This window comes from Pedobacter sp. AC212, from assembly GCF_979258625.1.
Window position 1 is genome coordinate 3,475,125 of record NZ_OZ409870.1, and the last position, 20,344, is coordinate 3,495,468.

The following is a 20,344-nucleotide window of genomic DNA, read 5'->3' on the forward strand; positions in this document are numbered from 1 at the left end:
GTTAATAATTGTAAGATTTACGTCGTCGTAGGTCATATGGAAAGCTCCATGACTTTTTACCAAATGGTAAATCTCTAATTAAAGCCATTTGCTACCTTTACAACAATGGAAAAGTTAATTGAATATATACTGCGTTTCGGCAATTTGAACCAACAGCAAATCGACTTTATCAAGAGCAAGACAACGGAACTGGAACTGAAAAAAGATGATTATTTTTCCGAAGCAGGAAAAATTCCAAAATACATTGGTTTTGTTTTAGAAGGTGTTTTTCGGTGTTGCTATTACAATAATAAAGGTGAAGAGATAACCAATTACTTTATTGACGAATACAGCTTTGTTTCAGACCAGCAAAAATTTGAGGCACAGGCAGCAGCAACAGATTATATTCAGGCTGTTACCGATTGCAAATTGCTCGCTTTTACTAAAAAAGATTGGGATGCACTCTCAAACACAATAGTTGATTGGGACAGGATTGCAGCTAAAATAACCCAAAAATGTTTAACAGATGCGATGGATAGAAGAAGTCCGTTGGTTTCGGAAGATGGCACAACCCGTTACGTCTCATTTCTTGAAAAATATCCCATGCTTATTAATCGTGTTCCGCTATCATTGGTCGCTTCGTACTTGGGCGTTACCCAACAGTCGTTGAGTAGAATTAGAAAAAACATCCTGTAAAAATCTCTTTTTACCAAATGGTAAATGTTTTAATTTTTAAAGCTCGGAACTTTGTACCATTAATTTTAATCAAAATATAATGAACAAAAAAGTTGTATTAATTACAGGAACAAATAGCGGGTTTGGATGGCTTACTACAAAAAGCGTTGCAGCCTTAGGACATCAAGTTTACGCAACAATGAGAGATACAAACGGTAAAAATTCAGATAAAGCAAAAGCCCTCTCCGAGATAGAAAACATTACCGTTCTGGATGTTGCACTTACGGATGAAAACAGTGTGCAGCAAGCCATAGATACCATCATCGCAAAAGAAGGAACAATAGATGTTTTGGTAAACAATGCGGGTTTTAGCAGAAATGGCGTGGCCGAAAGTTTTACAACCGCCGATGTACAAGAAATGTTCGATATCAATGTCATCGCACCTTGGCGATTGATGAAATTGGTGTTGCCATTTATGCGTAAACAATCCGAAGGTCTCATCATCAATATCACCAGTGGATTTGGCGCCGTTTCGTTTCCTTTTGCAACAATGTACAGTGCTTCAAAATTTGGTTTGGAAGGCATTAGCGAAGGTTTGCATTACGAAGTAAGACCATTAGGTGTTGACGTTGCCATCCTACAACCTGGTGCTTTCCCGACAGAGATGTCACAAAAATTTAATCCTGGTTCCGATGCTTCGGTTAATGATGCTTACGCAGTGATAGCAGATTATCCTAATAAAATGGGTGCGGCTGTTGGCAAGGCATTTGAAACCTTAAATCCTAATCCGCAAGATGTTGCAGATGCAGTAGTAAACTTAATCAGCTTACCCAAAGGTCAGCGTCCGATAAGAACCAATGTTGATCCATTCACAGGGGAATACCTTAAAGCTGCAAATGATGCCGTTCAAGTTCAATACGAGAAAGCGTTGACTGCCTTTGGAATGGGCGGTTTGTTGAAGTAAAAAATTGAAACCATCAAATTTTCATTGCAGCCTTAAAAATAAAACCTTCATTCTGTGGAAGGTTTTATTTTTTGGCGACAAGTTCTGATAGAATTTAGAACCTCTTTCAATTGATGTTTGCCAAATGGCAAACGCCCAACTAAAGACAATTTTTAACGCTGTGTAATGGATAATTACAACGATGTTAAATACCGCTGATGGGTGAGATATTTTTTTAAATTACTTTATAGGTTCTATCTTAAACCCAGCTTTTTGAACGGTTTCTATTACTTCCTGTTCAGTAATTCCTTCAGATTTTAGGGTGAGAATTTTTTCCCTATTCGTAGTATCTACTTCCCATTGCCCGATACCTTTAGCATCATTTAAAAAAGGGGTTACTTTTGCTACGCAGCTGCTGCAATTGATATTTGTCTTGAATTGTAAATCTTGATTATTATTTTCCATTTCGTTATATTTTATTTGATAGTACAAAGTTGCGTCAATCAACCCGTTTTATCATTGTAGTTTTCTTTGTTTGATTTATAATATTTACTGGTTTATTTCTTCCATTTCAGCCTCAAACTATTCGTCACTACACTTACGCTACTCAAAGCCATTGCAGCTCCTGCTATCATTGGGTTCAGCAAGAAACCGTTTATTGGATACAATATTCCAGCAGCTAATGGAATACCGATAAGATTATAAATAAATGCCCAAAACAGGTTTTGCTTAATGGTGGCCACGGTTTGTTTGGATAAACGTATTGCCTGTGGTATCTTGGTAAGGTCTGATGAGATGATGGTCATTTTGGCCACGTCCATTGCGATGTCACTTCCTTTTCCCATGGCAATGCTTACGTCGGCTGTTGCCAGAGCGGTACTGTCATTAATTCCGTCGCCCACCATGGCTACTACTTTACCTTGCTGCTGCAGTTCTTTTACAAAATCCGCTTTGTGCTGTGGCAATACTTCGGCTTTGTAATGCAGGATGCCTGTTTGCTCGGCAATTGCTATAGCGGTGGCTTCATTGTCGCCGGTAAGCATATATAATTCGATGCCCATTTCTTGCATTTCTTTGATTGCCAGAACTGATGTTTCTTTGATTTTATCGGAAATGGCAATAACAGAAAGTGCCTCTATGCTGTTTGCAAACCAAATGACCGTTTTGGATTGTTTACCCCATTCATCGGATTGGTTTTGCAATTGTTCTGCAATCGAAATGTTATTCTCAGCCAGGAGTTTTTTGTTTCCTACAAAATAGGTTTCGTTGTTATGATTGGCTTTTACACCTTTCCCTGTAATACTTTCAAAATCAGCAATCGCAATTGTTGATGAATTTTCTAAATGTTTCACCACAGCTTCAGCCAATGGATGCTCTGATTGTTTTTCGATGCTCAGCAAAATAGTCTTGGTCGTATCATCATTGTTCAGCCATTGGATGCTGGTTACTTCAGGTCTTCCTTGTGTGATGGTTCCGGTTTTATCTAAAACAATTGCATTCACTTTTTTAGCCAATTCAAGGATTTCGGCATCTTTAATTAAAATACCATTTTCGGCGCCTTTGCCCACACCCACCATAATAGCCGTTGGTGTAGCCAAGCCCAACGCACAAGGACAAGCAATTACCAATACCGTAACGGCTGCTAACAATCCTTGTACTACACCGTTTTCGCCACCCAAAATAATCCATAAAATAAAAGTAAGAACGGCAATGCCAATCACCACTGGAACGAAAATACTTGCAATTTTATCAACCAATTTTTGTACGGGTGCTTTACTGCCTTGTGCATCCTGCACCATTTTAATGATTTGGGCCAGCATGGTTTCCTTACCCACTTTCACTGCTTTAAATTGAAAACTTCCTTTTTGATTAATGGTTCCGGCAAATACTTTTTCATTTTCTGTTTTTAGTACTGGAACGGGTTCGCCACTCAGCATACTTTCATCTACATACGAATTACCAGAAGTAACCATTCCGTCGACCGCAATTTTTTCGCCGGGCTTTACCAGGATTATATCATCTACATCTACGGCTTCAATAGCGGTTTGTTTTTCTGTTCCATCCGGAGCTATTACCATTACCGTTTTGGGTTGCAAGCCCATCAGTTTTTTAATAGCCGTAGAGGTGTTTCCTTTGGCTTTTTCTTCCAATAATTTACCTAAAAGAATAAAGGCGATGACCACTGCAGCTGCCTCAAAATAGACGTGTGCGTGCAATTCTCTCTGGTGCCAGAAATCCATAAAAAGCATATTGAATACACTAAATATATAGGCAATTCCTGTACTCAAGGCAACCAAAGTATCCATATTGGCAGAACGGTGTTTGGCCTGTTTCCACGCATTGATAAAAAAGTCTTTACCCAGCCAAAGTACAACAGGGGTGGAAAAAAAACACATAATTTCGTTACCGTAAGGCATATCCATAAAAAACATCCCGATGATTACCACGGGTAACGATAATATAACCGCCCAAATAGTTTTGTTTTTTAGCTTTTTGAATTTCTCTGCGTGGATCGTCTCTAAGGATTGCTGTTGTTTTGCTTCTTCAACAATGAGCAAGTCATAACCAACACCCTGAACGGCTTTTTGCAGTTTGGTAGCATCCGTCATATTGGGAAGGTACTCAACGGTCAGGTTTCCGGTTGCGTAGTTGACAGAAGCGTCAATCACACCTGGTTCATACTTTACGATACTTTCGGCACTGCCCGCACAAGAAGCACAGGTCATTCCTAAAACAGGAAAGGTATTTTTTATAGATGAAACACCATAGCCCAAGTCTTTAATAGCCGCAACGGCCTTGCCAATGGTTTCAGTATCTTTAACGGTAATGGCTGCTCTACGGTTGTTGATTTCTACTTTCTGGGTTGCAACACCATCAACCTTTGCCAATCCTTTTTCAACGATTAATGCACAATGTTCGCTTTCTACATCTTCTAAAGGAATGTAAACTGTTTCTCTATTGTTATTTGTAGCCATAATTTCTATTGCTTTATTTGCAATACAAAATTGGCGACAATACGGAGAATAGTTATTGTGGAATTATGGAATTGATTTGTAATATTTACTAAACCTGGTCTGATGGTTTTCGTTTCCCTTCCTTTATTTCTTTGAAATAACTTTGAGCAATCTTAAACGCTTGGGTTTTTATTTGTCTATAAAAGTCGATACTTAAAAACGCTCTTCGATAAGTTCTTTGTTTACCGTCATACCCGTAAATGTTCCCATCGCTACTACATTTGCAACGGTCCGCATTCGTGTTGCGTTATCGCCACAGGCAAACACATCTTTTGTGGTTGTTTTTTGAGCAGCATCAATTTTTATATATCCATCTTCGGTTAATTCACATCCCAATTGTTCAGCAACAGTACAATTTTGCTCAAAAGGAAGTTTGGTGTAAATGGCTTTAACTATTTGCTTTGAACCATCTTTAAAAAAGATGTTTTTGAGTTGCCCATTTACGTGTTCCAACTCTTTAATTTCTTTTTCTACTATTTCAATAGAATGTTTTTCAAGTTGCCTTTTTTGTTCGTCAGCTAGCGTTGATGTTCCATTCGTAAAAAGGGTCAAATCTTTTGTCCACTTCGATATCAATTTTGAAAATTCAAATCCATATTCGCCATTACCCAAAATACCGGTTATTTCATTTTTCACTTCGTAACCGTGGCAATAGGGACAATGCAAAACAGAAATACCCCAACATTCAGAAAATCCGATAATACTGGGCATCATATCTTTTATACCCGTGGCGAAAACTAATTTGGTTCCCGAAAACTTGTCGCCCGTTTCAGTTTGAATTTCAAAACCAGTGCTTGTTTTTAAGCCCTTTGTAGCAATACCATCAAAGAATGTGATTGTATCGTATGCTACTACTTGTTGCTTTGCAAGTGTCGCAATTTCTTTTGGTGACTTACCATCTTGCGTTAAAAAATTATGCGAATGTGGTGTTTGTCTGTTACTGGGTTTTCCGCTGTCGATAATAAGCACATTTCTTAATGCTCTGCCCAATGCCATTGCTGTGGCAAGTCCGGCATAGCTACCTCCAATAATAATTACATCAAATTGATTTTTATCTTTCATTTTTTTGTCTTCTTTAAATTGGTTAAAACTTAGTGGCAATGCAAAGGCTGTTGCAAGAATTCCGCTTTGCTTAACAAAAGTTCTTCGGTTAAGATTTGTCATTGTTAGAGATGTTTTTCAACAAAAGATGTATAAATGGTAATCCTACGAATACCATCCAGGGCACTAATACCAATGTTAAGATGAGTGTTCTTAAATACAATGGCATTTCAGCTAAATAACTACCAAACAATATATAAAAAAGCGTTATCGAAGGATAAATTACTATCCAAATTTTGATGGATTGGATAATCTTACTTTTAGTATTCATCTTGATTATTTTACGGTTTGATAATATGTCCTGTTACAGCGCCAAACAAGCTTTTCTTAAAGGCAAATTCCAATTGCTTCATCGTTGTTGGAATTTCTCCCGGGAAATAAGGAAAATATTGTGGAGAGTTTTCAATTACCGTTGGGCTAACAGCATTGATGCGGATACCATTTGACAACTCAATGGCAGAAGCTCTAACAAAACCTTCTACCGCTCCGTTTGCTGCTGAAGCATTGGCAAAATTAATCTGAGGTTCGTGTGTTAATGCTCCAGTAATCAATGTAAACGAACCTTTTGGATTGATGTAATGTTGACCAATTAATACCAAATTAATTTGCCCCATCATTTTTCCTTCAATTCCTTTTTTGAAAGTTTGGTCATTCAAGTTTTTCCAAGGGCCAACAAAAGTTTCCCCTGCGGTAGAAATCAGGGCATCAAAAGTTCCAATCCTTGCAAACATTGCTTCAATGGATTGGGTAGAAGTTGTATCAACCTGTATCTCTTCTGAAGAACGACTGGCTCTTATTACTTCGTGATTTTCCTTTTCAAGCAAATTCGCCAAATACTGCCCCATAGTGCCCGATGCACCTACAATTACTATTTTCATATTGCTGAATATTTTTATTTATTCTGCAAAGTTATTTTAGTAGGATCGGTTATGATAGGACAAAATTGAACTTGGATTGGACTTATTTAAAGTTCTTGCGGAATGCTTCGGGGGAAAAGTTGGTATGTTTTTTAAAAAAACGAATAAAATAGGAAGGGTCTTCAAATCCTAAATCGAAAGCAATTTGATTTACTTGATTAGAGGTAGCCAAAAGGTTTCTTTTTGCTTCAAGTACTATTTGCTCGTTGATGAGTTGAGAGCAGGTACTTCCGGTAGTTTCTTTAGTAATTTTGTTGAGTTGAAATGTAGTGAGGTGCATCATTTCGGCATATTGTGTTACTTGTTTATGCGTTACAATATGCTTTTGCAATAGTTCTAATAATTCTTCCAATTGCTCTTGCGAATATTTAGTAGCATCATTTTGTATTTCTTTCGGGGTTTTGCTTTGTCTTACCAATTCGATAAAAAGTATTTCCAAACTTGCCGTAATAACTTCCTTGTAGCGGTCTTGTTTTTGGGTATATTCTTCAAAAATGAAAGATAAATGCAACAGTAATTTGCTAAACTTTTCGACCGAAAGTGGACAGTGATTTTTATGGCTTACTTTCCGTAAAACGAAATTAACGGGCTCCTCTTTTGGAGCGTAAAATTCACGGTTAAATTGTATTAAGTATCCCTTGCTCCCTTGTTTTAGAGTAAGCTGATGCACTTGACCTGGTCGCATAAAGAAAACAGAGTAGTCGCTAACAGGGTAATTGACAAAATCAATACTATGTTTCCCTGCTCCTTTCTCCAAAAACAAAGCAAAAAAGAAGTTGTGCCTATGCAGTTCTTGCACTAAATCTTTTTCGGAGAGCAAAGTACCGATGTTTCGAATACTAAAACCCTCTGAAAAATCAGGCTCTTTAATTTGTCTTACGCTAATTTCTTTCATTCAAATTTTGTCGATGTTGCTTCGTTGTTTTTCAAATAATGATGTCCATAGTTCTTGTTTTTGCGGTCGCATCAGAATTTTGTTGTTGTACCGGTTTTCAAAACCAAAACATCCAGCTAAAGTAAATATTTTGAAAGAAGGGATTGTGTTTGAAAATTTAGATAGCCAATGTACGAAATTCAAAGTTTTTAAATGAACATACCAGGTGTAACTACATAAAAGTAGGCATGGCTGTAAAACCAAGCCTACTTTAAAACAAAAATCTACATTATTTCAGCTGTCCACTCAATTCCGCTAATGTCAATTAATTTTAGTCTGTAATTTTCTTTGATTAATACCCCGTCCAAATCGATGGTAATATCCGCCTTTGCTCCTAGTGGTAAAATCATACTATGTTTTCCAGATTTGATTTTGGCAACATAATGATTTTTGATTTTATCCTTCGAAAAACGAGCTAATTCGTTTTGACCGATGGATTTAACCACCTCATTTTTTTCGTTCAAAACTTGTATCCCAATCAAAAATGAGCCGTAAACATCTGCTCCTTCCACCCTGAATAATCGAAAGGTAAGCTGAGGGCCATTATGCTGTATGTTGGAAATCTCAACTTTGGGTTTGACGGATTTATTATGAAGCGTACCCAATACGCCACCGTGAAAATACTGGTTAGTAAATAGTGTCAGTCCAAAAATGAATGCCGAAATGATTAAGGCTTTTGGTTGCAATCTTTTTATCGGCAACACCCCCGAACCTAAAAATCCAAACCATTTCTTACTCGTAAAACCGAGTTGTTTATTCATTAGGTAATTATCCAAAGAATAAGCACCGCTTCCCGAAAGGAATATAGTAAAACCACCGGCAAGGCCTAGTACGCCAATTTGCCATTCGTCCAGACAAGTGGTGCCCAGCCAGCCCGAACCGAGAAGAATACCTAAGGCAAGAAAAAACACACCGATGCCCATCAGCCTTGTAAATAAGCCTAAAATGAGGAGTAAACCAACAACGGCTTCGACAATGGTAAATGTAACCATTGAAATTTGCAGCGCATCGGGGTTAGAAACCAGGTATTCAATAACTGGTTTGATACTTAAAGCATTGGGAAGAAAATGATTGAATTTTTCGCCGATATAGCCGGCTTCTTCAGGAATTAGTTTATTTTCTAGAATAAGTCTTCTCCAAAAGGCTGAGAAATAAGTCCAGCCGATTATCCAGCGTAGACATAATGTGAAAAGCCCGGCCATATTATTGGCAGAACTATCAATATGATGATGTTTCATTGAATTGGTATTTTATTAAACGTGAAAAAATTTATAGTACTTACAAGCAACTTGCTATGCTATATAAATCTTCAAGCGTTTATATAAAATATATTTTGGAGGGCTGTTTCCCGTAGAAGTTTTTGAATAGTTCTTGTCTATTTTAGCAACATACGTTGGAAAACCGTAATTACAAACGAAATCAACAGGCTCAATTTTTTGATTAATTTTCGATTGCTGTGCAGCTGATCTCTGCTGATATTCATTGGACGAATATTGACAAGGGTTTGTTTGTACAGTCTTTGATTTATTGAGCGGCTCGGCATATTCAGTATTTAAAGAATAGAACAGTAGTTCCTTTACCGTACAAGGACTTAGAGAAAACAGTATAAACCACATCAAAACGATGTACCTGATATTTTTGATATGGTTTTCTACTTTAAACATTGTTGCTAAATTATATAAAAAATCTATACGGCATCCAACGGCTTGCGTTTATCTTCCTTTATTTGTTTGAAATGACTTGGCGTCAATCCAGTTACTTTTTTGAATTGGTTACTTAAATAAGCTACGCTTGAGTAATTTAAACGGAAAGCAATCTCGCTTAACGATAGTTCATCATAAACCAGCAATTCTTTTACCTTTTCAATCTTTTGGGCAATAAAATATTTTTCTATTGTGGTACTCTCCACCTCCGAAAATAAGTTAGAAAGATAATTGTAATCGTGGTTGAGTTTTCCACTCAAAATATCGGATAAATTGTTTTTTGCATCATTATCCTGATGATGTACCAACTCAATAATTACATTTTTGATTTGTTCTATAATCCTGCTTTTTTTATCATCAATCACCTGAAAACCTAATGATACCAGCGCACCTTCCAACGCAGTTCTTTCACTAGCAGTTGGTTCTTTTTCAAGTGTAACTTCTCCCAATTTTATATGTTCTACCGCTAATCCAAGCTTATCCATTTCATTCTGCACCACCATAATACAACGGTTGCAGACCATATTTTTTATAAAGAGTACGCTCATATTTTTATCTTATTCTATAGCTATATTTTAAATATGTGGCTAAATCTACGATTTAAATCAAAGAGTAATTAAAGGATATCAGAAATTGACCTCCCATTTTTTCAAAACAGCGTCACGATAGTCAAATTCTTGACATGACTACTGCAGACAATAAAACTGCAAATATCGATATCGATGCTTTGAAATTGACGTGATTAACTAGCCAATTTTACATTTCTATTCAACAGCTTTTTAAGATTAGCCTCAGAAATAATTGTAGCTAAAAAAATCAATCCGCCACCAACAAGTAAACGCATAGAAAGACTTTCATTTAGAATGAAAAAAGCAGCTACGGCACCAAATACAGGTTCAAATAGATAGATTACAGATACCCTTTCTGCACTGATATATCTTTGTGCGATATTAGAAATCGAATACATGTAAGCAGTTGCAAATAATGCGCAATACACAACACCTATCCAAAAGGTGTTGGTTTCAGGATACCAATTAACATTTTCATCGGTAATTGCTAAACCAAAGGTGAGTATTGCGCATGTAGCAAACATAGGAACGATGGTCGGAACTAAACTTTTTCCAGCTGCCTTTTTTTCGACTGCAATTAAATAAATGGCAAAACCAAATGCACCAATAATCGTATACAAATCTCCCTTACCTATTTTCAATTGCCCATTTATGGAGATCACAAATAAACCACTCAGTGCAATAATGGCAGCAATCCAAATTTTAGCTGATGCAGCTTTGCGATAAAGTACCAACTTCAATAATGGCACCATAACTACCGTCATACCAGCAATGAAGGCACATTGTGAAGCGCTAGATAGTTTAATACCCAATGTTTGTAGGTGTATGCCTAGAAACAAAGGTATAGCTAACAGCACTCCAGTTTTTACATCTGATAATTTGGTCTTCATCACATGTTTCCAAAAGACCATAGAGAGCACCAGTGTGGCGAGTAGAAATCGATAAAAAAGGAATGTAGATGGTGACCCCGTCCCTATCGCTAACTTGGTTACAGAAAATGAAATGCCCCAAAAAGCTGTCCCAAATATTAATAAAGTCAGTAGTAAGTTTCTTTTTTCCATCTACAAAAACAAGTTTTATAAGTCCAGTTCGTAATTCAGCCAATCAGTATTTTTATGAGCGCCCAACCTTTCATAAAACCGTTGTCCAGCTTCATTCCAATTCGCGACTGTCCATTTAATCTGTCCACAGTTATGCAACAGCGCTTCTTCTTTTAGCGCCTGCATCAACTGCTCACCTATTTTCTGTCCTCTGTAGTTTTCATCTACATACAGTTCTTTCATATAGATGGCTGGTTTGTTTTGAGCGGTGTAAGGAAGAAAATAATAGACCAGAATTCCTGCTATCACACCCTCATGTTCGGCCAAAAGGCAATAGAAATCTGGTGGGCTTTTATGGAAGCCATTTTCCTTTACAATTTCTGGCGTAATGGCAAAGCTATCTATGTATCTTTCAAATATGGCCAGCTCTTTCATTAGTACCCAGATTTTCCCACTGTCGGCTTCCGCTGCTTTACGTATTACGATGCTCATTGTCAATCTTTTATTTGTTCTTAGCTAATTCTAGTTTCATTAAAATGTCGATCTGCCTATCATCGCCCAATATAAATACATGTTGATCAAATGCTACAAATCCATTTTTTTTATAGAAGGCAATGGCCCTAAAATTCTTCTCCCATACACCTAACCAAACATAATCTGCACTCATTTCCCCGGCTACTTTAATAGCATGGAGATAAAGCAATTGGCCGACCTTCTTACCGTGAAATTCTTGCAATACATAAATTCTTTCTATCTCAAGTGCGTTGTCATTTTGGTTCTCTTTTTGCGCTTCACCTGTATTTAGTTTCATATAGCCGATCACCTCATCATTCAACTTTGCAAAATAAAATAGTGATGACTCATTGTGCAATTCTTCATTCAGCTGATCAATAGAAAAACTCTCCTCCAGATATTTGGCCATATTTTCTTCGGAATTAATAGCTGAAAATGTTTGAGAGAAAGTCAGTTTGCTGATATCCTGAAGATGAAGCACATCTTTAGCTTCAACCGGAAGTATTTTTATGTTTTCCATATTCCAAATTTACATATTCAACAAATGCAATAAAATGCTATTTGCTCAATTATTAATGATTAAATTGCATTAATGAACATCCAGCAAATCAAATACTTTTTGGCCCTTTCAGGTGAACTTCACTATTGGAATACGGCAGCGAAAATGAACATTACGCAATCTGCCTTAAGCCGTCAAATTCAATCGTTAGAAAATGAATTAGGGCTTTTACTATTTGAGCGTAACAAAAGGAATGTAAAACTAACACCGGCCGGCAGGTTTTTAAAAGATAAATGGGAAGTGCAGTTGAGCGAGATTGAATATATCCATCAATCGGCAAAGCAGATTCATCTGGGTGAAAGTGGCACCATAAAAATTGCCCATCCCGATTCAATTTCCGCTTCTATCATCCCCGATATTTTAGCGAAAATTTCTATCGAATACCCTCAATTACAGGTTGAACTCCTTCAGATTTTATACGAAAACCAACAGGAATTTTTGAGGAACTATAAGATCGATTTGGCAATAACCAGAGATATTAATATGATCACTGGACTTAAATCAAAGAAAATTTATACGGATCATTTAGCCTTAGTGATACCCGAAAATCACCCCTACCAAACCTTCAAAGATTTAACAAAGGAAACGCTTGAAAAGCAAAAATTTATCCTTCCAACTATAGATGAGGGAAGTAGTTATGGGTACATTATCCAAAAACTATTTAATTCTTTTGATTTAGTTCCCGAGGTTTACCTTCATTCTGAATTCGGCTCAACTATTATTGCCTTAGTGCGAAAAGGTTTGGGGATAGCCGTATTGCCAGATTCGTATTCTTATCACGAAAGTCCGGGTTTACGATTTATTAAGCTTCCCTTCCAAACTGAGCTATATCTTAATTGGCGGGCCGATGATCATAATCCGATTCTTTCCAATGTATTAAAGTTGATTTTGTAATCGACTGCCATTGAGATTACCTAAGTTAATACTCAAAAACAGTCGCTTTTATTCTGAAACACAATGAAGTTAGCTGGTTATGTATAGAAAATTATTTGCTTAGGGTTACCACCTTTTCTGAAGCGCCATTTTTTAGTTCCAGATTCTTATTGGCCTTCTTCAAATCTGTATTGGTAATCACAATATCCCTATTTTTATCTCCAGCAATTGACAATAGCAGCGGTGTTCCTGCAGAAAACTTCAATTTATCCAGATGAACGTTCCTAACCCCTGCAACAGATATCAATGGTGCTTTATTCTGCGTAAACACGCCAACATTATCGAAACGAATTCCGGATGCATCTGTAAGTTCGATGCCTTTTTCGGCAACTAAATTCGAGTTGAGTATGGCGATATTCTGAACAGGCATTTCAGATAATCCCCGGATAAATACCGCAACCTTGGCTCCCTGGCAGGTAATATTTTCAAATAACATATTTTTAAAAACAGGAGTACCCTCGTTAACTATCGGGGAATCGTTACGCTTACCATCTGTTGCAAATTTTACAAAATAGAACATGTCGAAGAAAATCGCCTCCTGATGAATATCTTTCATCGTGATGTTTCTGGCATAAATTCGCTCCACCACACCCCCTCTTCCACGGGTCGATTTGAAGCGTAGGCCTTTGTCTGTACCGATAAAGGTGCAGTTTTCTATAAAGATATCTTTTGCACCACCACTCATCTCGCTTCCTATTACCACCGCTCCATGTCCGCTATAAACCGTATTTCCACGAATCACCCCTTCGGCACAGGCTACTCCCCTCTTTCTACCTTCTTCATCTTTCCCCGATTTGATACAGATGGCATCATCTCCAACATCCAACACACAGTTCTCAACCAGAAACCGTGTACAGGATTCTATGTCGATGCCATCGCCATTTTGTGCATAGTGAGGATTTTTGATGGTCACATTTTCGACAGTCAGATCCTCACACAAAAGCGGGTGAATGCACCAGGCTGGAGAATTCTGAAAAGTAACTCCAGCCAGCAATACCTTTTTACAATTTTTAAGCACCAACAGATTGGGGCGCAGATAATCTTTCATATCATTGAAAGATTCGAGCGGTTTACCAGCCTGAAGCAGCATGCTTTTACCCTCTAAATGGGTCTTTTTAAATTGCTCGCTAGGATACCAGGTCTTTTTGTCATCACTCAACACCCCACCGGAGGCCACTTTCGCAGACCACTGTGAAGCTGTAAGTTGCGATTGGCCTACAGCACGCCATACATCACCATTTGCATCAATAATGCCATTCCCGGTGATGGCCACATTTACCAGATCGTTTCCGTTAATCGGTGATTCATTTCTGGCAGCCGGTTTCCCCTCATAATCTCCCTCTATCAGCTTATACAATGATTTATCTTTACTAAAAATCAAACTTGCCCCTCTTTCCAGGTGCAGCTCAACGTTGCTTTTCAAATATAACGGACCTGTAAGCCAGATACCTTGAGGTATTAACACAGTGCCGCCTCCATTCTTACTGCATGTTGCAATCGCAGCATTGATGATTTCGGTGTTTAAAAATCTACCATCGCTTTTAGCGCCCAATTTTGCAATTGAAAGGGTATCAGCCTTAAATGTTGGTCTGCTGATCTTTGGTAGATTTTGCCAGGAAAACGAGCTGGTTTTATTTTGAGCGAATGCCGAACAGGTAAGGGTGAATAATGTGAGCAATAATATCCTTGATTTCATAATTGGTGTGCTGATGTTTTTAATCGAAAATTTTCTGTTAATTTATTTGAGTGCTATCGGAATGATATCCATTTCATACATCCATTTTTCGCAGAGTGCTGTCCATAGGTCTGCACTTCCCGGGTTGTTTCTCAAAGCGATAGCATGTGCCCCTTGTGGAAACACATGTAAACTGCTCGGTACCTTGTTTTCAAGCAGGGCCTGATAAAAAAGCAGGCTATTGTGTGGATCTACGGCCTGATCGTTAAATGCGACGGCAATAAAGCTGGATGGGGTTTCTTTGGTTACCAGTAACTGCGTAGAATATTTGGCTTCCAATGTAGCATCTGCTCCTGGTCCGAGCAGGTTCTTTTTGCTGCCTTTATGGGCGTATTTTCCCATGTCAATTACTGGAGACACCAAAATCATGAAATTTGGCCGGGCCGATACCTGATCTAAACTATCACCAATTTTCGATATATCGTTTAGGCTGGTTCCTGCCATACTGGCCAGATGCCCTCCGGCCGAGGAACCCTGTATTCCGATTTTGTCGGGCTTGACTCCCCATTTTAAAGCATTGCTTCGAACAACCTTCAGTGCCCGTTGTGCATCCTGAAGCGGTGCCTTCGCATTTTCTATCAAATCGACATCATTTGGCAAACGGTAATTGAGTACAAACGCCGAGATGCCCATGGTATTGAACCACTTGGCCAATTGTATTCCGCTAATTACATAGGCCAAACGCTCGTAACCGCCTCCAGGACAAATCACTATCGCTGCCCCCTTATTTTCTTGCTTTGAAGGAAAATAACAGTACATCCCGGGATTTGCTACCCGAAATATCCGTTCATTCGCAATACTGTCCTTTCTAGTGGTACCCTTCGAATTTGGAATTTTATCTTTAGGATATAGTGGAATGAACTCCTGGGCACTGGCAAAACTTAACCAGGAGGCAACTAAAAACGCAGCTATTTTTATCGAATACATTTTAAAGCGATTTGAAAGTTGGCAACCAGTTACCTAAAATATTTTTGATTGTGTAAGCCCCTGCCTCTCTTTTAGAAAGCTGCTTTGACCATGCCACTCTACCCGTTAGTTTAGCTCCTAGCCCAACATTTCCGTACTCCGCATAAAATGCAGTTTTATCTTTATCTGGAAATAACGGATCTCCAGGCCAGGTATGCCATCCTTCAGGAACAATATGTGATCCCATATCACAGCGGATAAAAACGGTTTTTGCAAATGGCCGCCAAGGACGGCCGAGGTAAACTTTTTGAACTCCTGGAGCGGCGATCATCTGACATTCCAAAAATACGTATCCGAAAGCCTGCTCTTTGGTGGTTGATGCCGCCGTGACATAAGAGTTAGCCAAACTTTTGATAATACACTTGTAAAACACTGCGGTAGCTTCGCCAAAGATAAAGTCGGTAGTGCCTTCAATGTAACAGTTTTCAAAATAACACCTCCCATCTTTGGAAGTGTAAAGCGTATCCTGATGACCCAAAATAGAGCAGTCTTTGGCACTGAAACGATCAGCTTCAATGGTCAGCGCTACTGCCTGTCCAACCGTACCAGCCGTATTTTCAATGGTCATATTTTCTATACTGCAATCATTTCCCTGTACCAGGACGGTATATGAAGTGTAGGTACCGTATTTTGGATTGCCTGTAAAGTCTTTGCTGGGAAAAGGTTTCCCTGTATAATCACCATTGGTGATAATTGTTTTTTCCTTGTCCTCTCCTATAAGCATGATATTCTTTTTCCAGGCAGGAATCACCAGTTTTTCATGATAAGTTCCCGCTTTGACAAAGATTGAAACCTTGAATTGCATGTGATCGCGAACAGCGTTGACGGCTTCTTGAATAGTCTTAAAATCGCCTTTTCCATCCTGCGATACCGTGAATTTAATATCAGGTTGCTTGGCGATAACGGACTGGCTTAGCAGTATCAATAAAAAAAGGAATAGTTGGAATTTTCTCATATATCTATTTTGTCTATCTCTAACAGATAGGGTATTTTTTTCGGTTGATTTTTTTAAAACACTGACCTGGATTTTACTACTACTTTTTTCCTGATGATATAAACGGTCAAACCACTAATATTTCTAACAAAATTGACAGGCGTAAAAGCTAGACTGTTAGGGCCAGAAACATAATAGCCATCGGTTTGGTTATTTTGTGCAAGTACCGAATCGGCTTGATGAAAGTTAGATAGAATGTCCTCTTCATAAATAAACAGCTTTGCGAAACGGCATTGGTTTAGCAATTGGAGTTGAATCATATCTTGCTTAGTGATGAACAACGCACCATGAGAAGCCACACCTGCAGCAACACGAAAATTGAAGTTGGTGTAGGTTCTTATCCTTAAGAATGCAAGTGATTTTCGAATATCTCTTCTGGTCTTTCCTTTTAAGCGTTCAGAAATGGGGCCAAATGCCCTCGAGAAAAAGTAATCATCATTATTGATAAATACCCGGGCTCCAGAAATCCTCAGGTGTTTAACGAACTGATTAAGTGGGGAATTTGTATCCGATCGGCTTAATTCTGACCAACCTATTGAAGGTAATGCTCCATATAAATTAAGTACAGCTTTTTGAACAAACTCTGTTAGCGACTGCGACTGAAGATCTTGAGATAAAATTTTTGACATCATTTCTCAGTTTTTTAAATGTTTAGCAACTCCGATGAGATCAATTGAAAAACAACGATTGTATAAATGTTAATTAGGTTTAGCGAATAATTATTCAGCTTTGCAAAAACCTATCTGAAGCTTTTGTAAGACAAGCAGATAGATAATTCTGTATTTCAATCATAGCTACCAAAACTATTTCATCATGAAAACCTTTTTCATGAAATCGGAAATATAATTAGCGGTTTCATCAGCCCAGGGATGAAATAACCAAAACGGGTGAATCTTCACATTAAACTTATGCACTTCCTGGTAAATACCCCATTCTTTTAGGCTACCCACCAACTCATCCTGACCAGCATGAAATCGGGAAAAACCGCTATTGATGAACAACATTGGAACGGTAGATTCATTTGCCCAATAACCCGCAGAAGCTTCACGCCATATCTCAGGCTTTTGCTGGAAACTGCCTCCGAGCCAGGCAATATCTGGAGAATCGGGTTTCCGATTGAGGTTAAGTGAACTTGGAGCTATAAAACTGATCACACCATCTATATCAATAATGGCATTAACTTTACTCGAAGCAATTGAATTAGCCCTATCTCCTTCGAATTGAGGTAAGCCGTTTGTGGTGCCAACAAGCGCTGCCAGCTGACCGCCAGCAGATGTTCCGGAAATTGCAATTTTATTGGTATCAACACCATATTTTTCCCAGTTTGTTTTTAACCAACGAACTGCTGCTTTCAAATTATGAACGGCCGCCGGATACGGGGCTTCCAAGGAAAGCTGATATTCAACCGGCACGGTAACAAAGCCTTGTTTTGCGATCAATTGTGCCAACGGAACTTCCATTGATTTATCTCCAGACCGCCAGCCTCCACCGTGAACCATAATCAAAGCCGGCAACAGCTTCTTGGTTTTCGGTCTAAAAATATCTGCATGTAAATCTCTTTTTCCAAAACGCGTATTAGGCAAAGTAGTGTAAATCACATCCCTGAATTGGCTAAAGTTAGCAGGCAATTCATCTTTAACCAACGTGGCGTAAGGATAATCTTTGTGAATTTGACTGTAAACTTTTTGCGCATTGTAAGAGGAGTCTTTTGGTATGGTTGTGCTATTCTGTGCAAAACATACAGTTAAATTAATGGCCGTTACAGCAAAGCCCAACAAAACTTTTATTCTCATATTTTCCTGAATGATAGTGATAGTATGATAGATTCCCGAAATTATAATGGAGTAAACCTTTGTCTCCATTGCATTGAGGGTACAAAGCCAGGCCGTCGAATTTCTCAACCTTCAGGCCAGGCATTGTATTTTAATCATCAGCTTTGAGAGGGGATATTGCAATTAATATCCATAATCTTGTTTAAGGTTGGGGTTCAAATCCAAAATACTCCTATGAATAGGTAAAACTTCGGAATGGTTAGATTGAAAAGTACGCCCCAATTTTTCTATTGCGCCACCAGCTGTTGTGGTTAAATTCTGCCTCCAATCTATACGGATATATCCCGTTGGATTGGTAGTGGCATTGTATAATGGCGCAGGTGCTACGGCAGGATCAGGCAGATAATAACCTGTTCCCGGTAGGAATTCGAACTCTTCCCCCACATTTCTGTAATACAAATACCTCGCATATTTAGCTGGCGTATTCACAATCGTCGTCATTTCTGCTTTGGCTTGAGCAAGTTTTGCTCCCAATAAGTTCCATCGTATTAAATCATATTTCCTGATTCCTTCGCCACCTAATTCCCATGATCTTTCCTGTACGATTGCATTAAAAAAAGCCGTTTTAGAAGTCGGGGTTACACCTACTTTACCAGGATTTGCTGAGAAAGCCCGCTTGCGCACATCTTCATAGGCTTTTATTGCCGATGCATCAGGCGATCCATTAATTTCGTTTACGGCTTCTGCGTACATCAACAAAATATCAGAATAGCGTAGCATAATCCAGTTAATTCCCAGGGTTTGGGTAGCGCCTGCTATGATAGGTCTCCAGTCTCTACGGTACTTTCCGTCGTTCATTTCCGTTATTCTGGCCGGGCTTTTCAAATTATTCGCATCGATATTATAATGAGCAATCGTCACCTCTTTTCTCGGATCGGATACATCAAAAGAATAAAAATAACTAGCCGTTGGGTTTAATGCACCACCACCAGGTCCGTAGCGAGATCCATCAGCAATACGAGTACCGCTAGCTCTTCCTAGTTTACTGTCATAATTGGCATTTCCACCAGCCTGGGCAACTTCTAGCATGCGTTCGCCATATACGTTATCCAAAGTTAGCTCGTTGGCTTTTTTGAATACATCATAAAAACTAGGGTTAAGGGCGTGTTGATTCGATTTCATTATCGTATCGCACTCATCTCTCGCCATCGTGTAATATTTTAAATAATCAGGTAAACGTTCCATCACTTTTGACGACCGGCGCAGCTGATATCCGCCTCTGAACAAAGCAATTCTGGCCCTCATTCCACGGGCAGCACCCTGGGTAATCCGCTCATCAATAGTGGTTTCTTTGCGCCAAGGCAACATGCGCTCAGCAACTGCGATATCACCTAAAATCTGATCGTAAATGACATCACTATTGGTTTTACTAAGGTTAAAGTCCATTCCTGAAACCGAAGGTTCCAATTGCATGGGCACATCGCCCCAATTTTTAACCAGGTCAAAATAATAGATTGCTCTAAGCACCAGGGCTTCGGCATAAAGTCTTCTCAGTTCTTTTTTATCTGAAACAGACCCATTGTTATAAGCTGCCATTTGAGGGATATATTTGATGCATAAGTTGGCACGTTCAATTCCCTGAAACCCTCTGGTGAAAGTAGCGGCAAGCTCACCATTTCCGGCATCGGCACTGTAGCGGGCAAGTCCTCGGGCACCTGCATCAACATCCCCACTTCTTGAAAACTCGTCGGTATCGTTTACAAACACCAATGACTGCCGCTGGCCATAACCATCATCTCCGGCTAAGAGCTGATAAACGCCCATGATAGCCGAATTGGCACTGGAAACATTGCTGAAAATATCTTCAGGAGAAAAAGCAGATTCTGGTTTAATTTCCAAATACTTTTTACAAGCGCCTAAGCTGAATATGGCAGATGCCAACATCGCTCCAAAGGCAAATCTTTTAATATTGTTGAATTTCATATGCTGAAATTTTA

The 20,344-nt window shown here is 38.7% G+C and carries 20 protein-coding genes; 3 read left to right on the forward strand and 17 right to left on the reverse strand.

Annotated features, from left to right (window positions below):
• Positions 1-105 precede the first annotated feature (105 nt).
• Both ACZZZC_RS14895 and ACZZZC_RS14900 read left to right on the forward strand, forming a co-directional pair.
• A complete protein-coding gene (locus ACZZZC_RS14895; protein WP_463482763.1) occupies positions 106-675 on the forward strand; it encodes a Crp/Fnr family transcriptional regulator in 570 nt (189 codons plus the stop codon).
• A gap of 79 nt (positions 676-754) precedes the next feature.
• Entirely contained in the window at positions 755-1,618 is an 864-nt protein-coding gene (locus ACZZZC_RS14900) for an SDR family oxidoreductase (RefSeq protein WP_463482764.1), read from the forward strand.
• A gap of 219 nt (positions 1,619-1,837) precedes the next feature.
• Here the strand turns inward: ACZZZC_RS14900 and ACZZZC_RS14905 are convergent, their stop codons facing one another.
• The 11 genes from ACZZZC_RS14905 to ACZZZC_RS14955 form a co-directional block, all read right to left on the reverse strand.
• Positions 1,838-2,062 (reverse strand): heavy-metal-associated domain-containing protein, encoded by a 225-nt coding sequence (locus ACZZZC_RS14905; protein ID WP_265799189.1) that lies wholly within the window; start codon positions 2,060-2,062, stop codon positions 1,838-1,840.
• A 92-nt stretch (positions 2,063-2,154) separates the two neighbouring features.
• Entirely contained in the window at positions 2,155-4,572 is a 2,418-nt protein-coding gene (locus ACZZZC_RS14910; protein ID WP_463482765.1) for a heavy metal translocating P-type ATPase, read from the reverse strand.
• 192 nt (positions 4,573-4,764) lie between these two features.
• Positions 4,765-5,775, reverse strand: a complete 1,011-nt coding sequence (locus ACZZZC_RS14915; RefSeq protein ID WP_463487502.1) for an NAD(P)/FAD-dependent oxidoreductase — start codon at positions 5,773-5,775, stop codon at positions 4,765-4,767.
• 218 nt (positions 5,776-5,993) lie between these two features.
• Complete coding sequence (locus ACZZZC_RS14920) at positions 5,994-6,590, reverse strand: short chain dehydrogenase (protein WP_463487503.1); 597 nt, start codon at positions 6,588-6,590, stop codon at positions 5,994-5,996.
• 82 nt (positions 6,591-6,672) lie between these two features.
• Complete coding sequence (locus tag ACZZZC_RS14925; protein ID WP_463482768.1) at positions 6,673-7,524, reverse strand: helix-turn-helix domain-containing protein; 852 nt, start codon at positions 7,522-7,524, stop codon at positions 6,673-6,675.
• A 263-nt stretch (positions 7,525-7,787) separates the two neighbouring features.
• Positions 7,788-8,801 carry a TQO small subunit DoxD gene (locus tag ACZZZC_RS14930; protein WP_463487504.1) on the reverse strand — a complete coding sequence of 338 codons (1,014 nt, stop codon included), beginning with the start codon at positions 8,799-8,801 and terminating at the stop codon, positions 7,788-7,790.
• 54 nt (positions 8,802-8,855) lie between these two features.
• Positions 8,856-9,227 carry a hypothetical protein gene (locus ACZZZC_RS14935; RefSeq protein ID WP_463482771.1) on the reverse strand — a complete coding sequence of 124 codons (372 nt, stop codon included), beginning with the start codon at positions 9,225-9,227 and terminating at the stop codon, positions 8,856-8,858.
• A gap of 23 nt (positions 9,228-9,250) precedes the next feature.
• Positions 9,251-9,814, reverse strand: a complete 564-nt coding sequence (locus ACZZZC_RS14940) for a helix-turn-helix domain-containing protein (protein ID WP_463482772.1) — start codon at positions 9,812-9,814, stop codon at positions 9,251-9,253.
• 194 nt (positions 9,815-10,008) lie between these two features.
• Positions 10,009-10,896 carry a DMT family transporter gene (locus ACZZZC_RS14945; RefSeq protein WP_463482773.1) on the reverse strand — a complete coding sequence of 296 codons (888 nt, stop codon included), beginning with the start codon at positions 10,894-10,896 and terminating at the stop codon, positions 10,009-10,011.
• 15 nt (positions 10,897-10,911) lie between these two features.
• The gene (locus ACZZZC_RS14950; protein ID WP_463482774.1) at positions 10,912-11,367 is read right to left on the reverse strand and encodes an N-acetyltransferase family protein; all 456 of its coding nucleotides are present in this window, start codon (positions 11,365-11,367) and stop codon (positions 10,912-10,914) included.
• Positions 11,368-11,377: 10 nt separating this feature from the next.
• Positions 11,378-11,908, reverse strand: a complete 531-nt coding sequence (locus ACZZZC_RS14955) for a GNAT family N-acetyltransferase (RefSeq protein ID WP_463487505.1) — start codon at positions 11,906-11,908, stop codon at positions 11,378-11,380.
• A gap of 72 nt (positions 11,909-11,980) precedes the next feature.
• Here ACZZZC_RS14955 and ACZZZC_RS14960 point away from each other — a divergent pair, with 72 nt between their 5' ends.
• Positions 11,981-12,841 (forward strand): LysR family transcriptional regulator, encoded by an 861-nt coding sequence (locus ACZZZC_RS14960; RefSeq protein WP_463487506.1) that lies wholly within the window; start codon positions 11,981-11,983, stop codon positions 12,839-12,841.
• Between the two features lie 91 nt (positions 12,842-12,932).
• Here ACZZZC_RS14960 and ACZZZC_RS14965 read toward each other — a convergent pair whose 3' ends face one another.
• The 6 genes from ACZZZC_RS14965 to ACZZZC_RS14990 form a co-directional block, all read right to left on the reverse strand.
• On the reverse strand, positions 12,933-14,576 hold the full coding sequence (locus tag ACZZZC_RS14965) for a glycoside hydrolase family 28 protein (protein WP_463487507.1): 1,644 nt from the start codon (positions 14,574-14,576) through the stop codon (positions 12,933-12,935).
• A gap of 42 nt (positions 14,577-14,618) precedes the next feature.
• Positions 14,619-15,542 carry an alpha/beta hydrolase gene (locus ACZZZC_RS14970; RefSeq protein ID WP_463487508.1) on the reverse strand — a complete coding sequence of 308 codons (924 nt, stop codon included), beginning with the start codon at positions 15,540-15,542 and terminating at the stop codon, positions 14,619-14,621.
• Position 15,543: 1 nt separating this feature from the next.
• Positions 15,544-16,536, reverse strand: a complete 993-nt coding sequence (locus ACZZZC_RS14975) for a pectinesterase family protein (RefSeq protein WP_463487509.1) — start codon at positions 16,534-16,536, stop codon at positions 15,544-15,546.
• A 53-nt stretch (positions 16,537-16,589) separates the two neighbouring features.
• Entirely contained in the window at positions 16,590-17,207 is a 618-nt protein-coding gene (locus ACZZZC_RS14980; protein ID WP_463487510.1) for a hypothetical protein, read from the reverse strand.
• 171 nt (positions 17,208-17,378) lie between these two features.
• Positions 17,379-18,368: an alpha/beta hydrolase fold domain-containing protein gene (locus ACZZZC_RS14985; RefSeq protein ID WP_463487511.1), complete on the reverse strand. Its 990-nt coding sequence runs from the start codon at positions 18,366-18,368 to the stop codon at positions 17,379-17,381.
• Positions 18,369-18,530: 162 nt separating this feature from the next.
• A complete protein-coding gene (locus ACZZZC_RS14990; protein WP_463487512.1) occupies positions 18,531-20,330 on the reverse strand; it encodes a RagB/SusD family nutrient uptake outer membrane protein in 1,800 nt (599 codons plus the stop codon).
• Positions 20,331-20,344 lie beyond the last annotated feature (14 nt).

Coding starts and splice junctions, on each gene's coding strand:
- ACZZZC_RS14990 (WP_463487512.1), bottom strand. CDS start 20,330: ATGAAATTCAACAATATTAAAAGATTTGCCTTTGGAGCGATGTTGGCA.
- ACZZZC_RS14945 (WP_463482773.1), bottom strand. CDS start 10,896: ATGGAAAAAAGAAACTTACTACTGACTTTATTAATATTTGGGACAGCT.
- ACZZZC_RS14935 (WP_463482771.1), bottom strand. CDS start 9,227: ATGTTTAAAGTAGAAAACCATATCAAAAATATCAGGTACATCGTTTTG.
- ACZZZC_RS14940 (WP_463482772.1), bottom strand. CDS start 9,814: ATGAGCGTACTCTTTATAAAAAATATGGTCTGCAACCGTTGTATTATG.
- ACZZZC_RS14950 (WP_463482774.1), bottom strand. CDS start 11,367: ATGAGCATCGTAATACGTAAAGCAGCGGAAGCCGACAGTGGGAAAATC.
- ACZZZC_RS14920 (WP_463487503.1), bottom strand. CDS start 6,590: ATGAAAATAGTAATTGTAGGTGCATCGGGCACTATGGGGCAGTATTTG.
- ACZZZC_RS14900 (WP_463482764.1), top strand. CDS start 755: ATGAACAAAAAAGTTGTATTAATTACAGGAACAAATAGCGGGTTTGGA.
- ACZZZC_RS14965 (WP_463487507.1), bottom strand. CDS start 14,576: ATGAAATCAAGGATATTATTGCTCACATTATTCACCCTTACCTGTTCG.
- ACZZZC_RS14895 (WP_463482763.1), top strand. CDS start 106: ATGGAAAAGTTAATTGAATATATACTGCGTTTCGGCAATTTGAACCAA.
- ACZZZC_RS14910 (WP_463482765.1), bottom strand. CDS start 4,572: ATGGCTACAAATAACAATAGAGAAACAGTTTACATTCCTTTAGAAGAT.
- ACZZZC_RS14915 (WP_463487502.1), bottom strand. CDS start 5,775: ATGACAAATCTTAACCGAAGAACTTTTGTTAAGCAAAGCGGAATTCTT.
- ACZZZC_RS14960 (WP_463487506.1), top strand. CDS start 11,981: ATGAACATCCAGCAAATCAAATACTTTTTGGCCCTTTCAGGTGAACTT.
- ACZZZC_RS14925 (WP_463482768.1), bottom strand. CDS start 7,524: ATGAAAGAAATTAGCGTAAGACAAATTAAAGAGCCTGATTTTTCAGAG.
- ACZZZC_RS14980 (WP_463487510.1), bottom strand. CDS start 17,207: ATGATGTCAAAAATTTTATCTCAAGATCTTCAGTCGCAGTCGCTAACA.
- ACZZZC_RS14985 (WP_463487511.1), bottom strand. CDS start 18,368: ATGAGAATAAAAGTTTTGTTGGGCTTTGCTGTAACGGCCATTAATTTA.
- ACZZZC_RS14970 (WP_463487508.1), bottom strand. CDS start 15,542: ATGTATTCGATAAAAATAGCTGCGTTTTTAGTTGCCTCCTGGTTAAGT.
- ACZZZC_RS14930 (WP_463487504.1), bottom strand. CDS start 8,801: ATGAAACATCATCATATTGATAGTTCTGCCAATAATATGGCCGGGCTT.
- ACZZZC_RS14905 (WP_265799189.1), bottom strand. CDS start 2,062: ATGGAAAATAATAATCAAGATTTACAATTCAAGACAAATATCAATTGC.
- ACZZZC_RS14975 (WP_463487509.1), bottom strand. CDS start 16,536: ATGAGAAAATTCCAACTATTCCTTTTTTTATTGATACTGCTAAGCCAG.
- ACZZZC_RS14955 (WP_463487505.1), bottom strand. CDS start 11,908: ATGGAAAACATAAAAATACTTCCGGTTGAAGCTAAAGATGTGCTTCAT.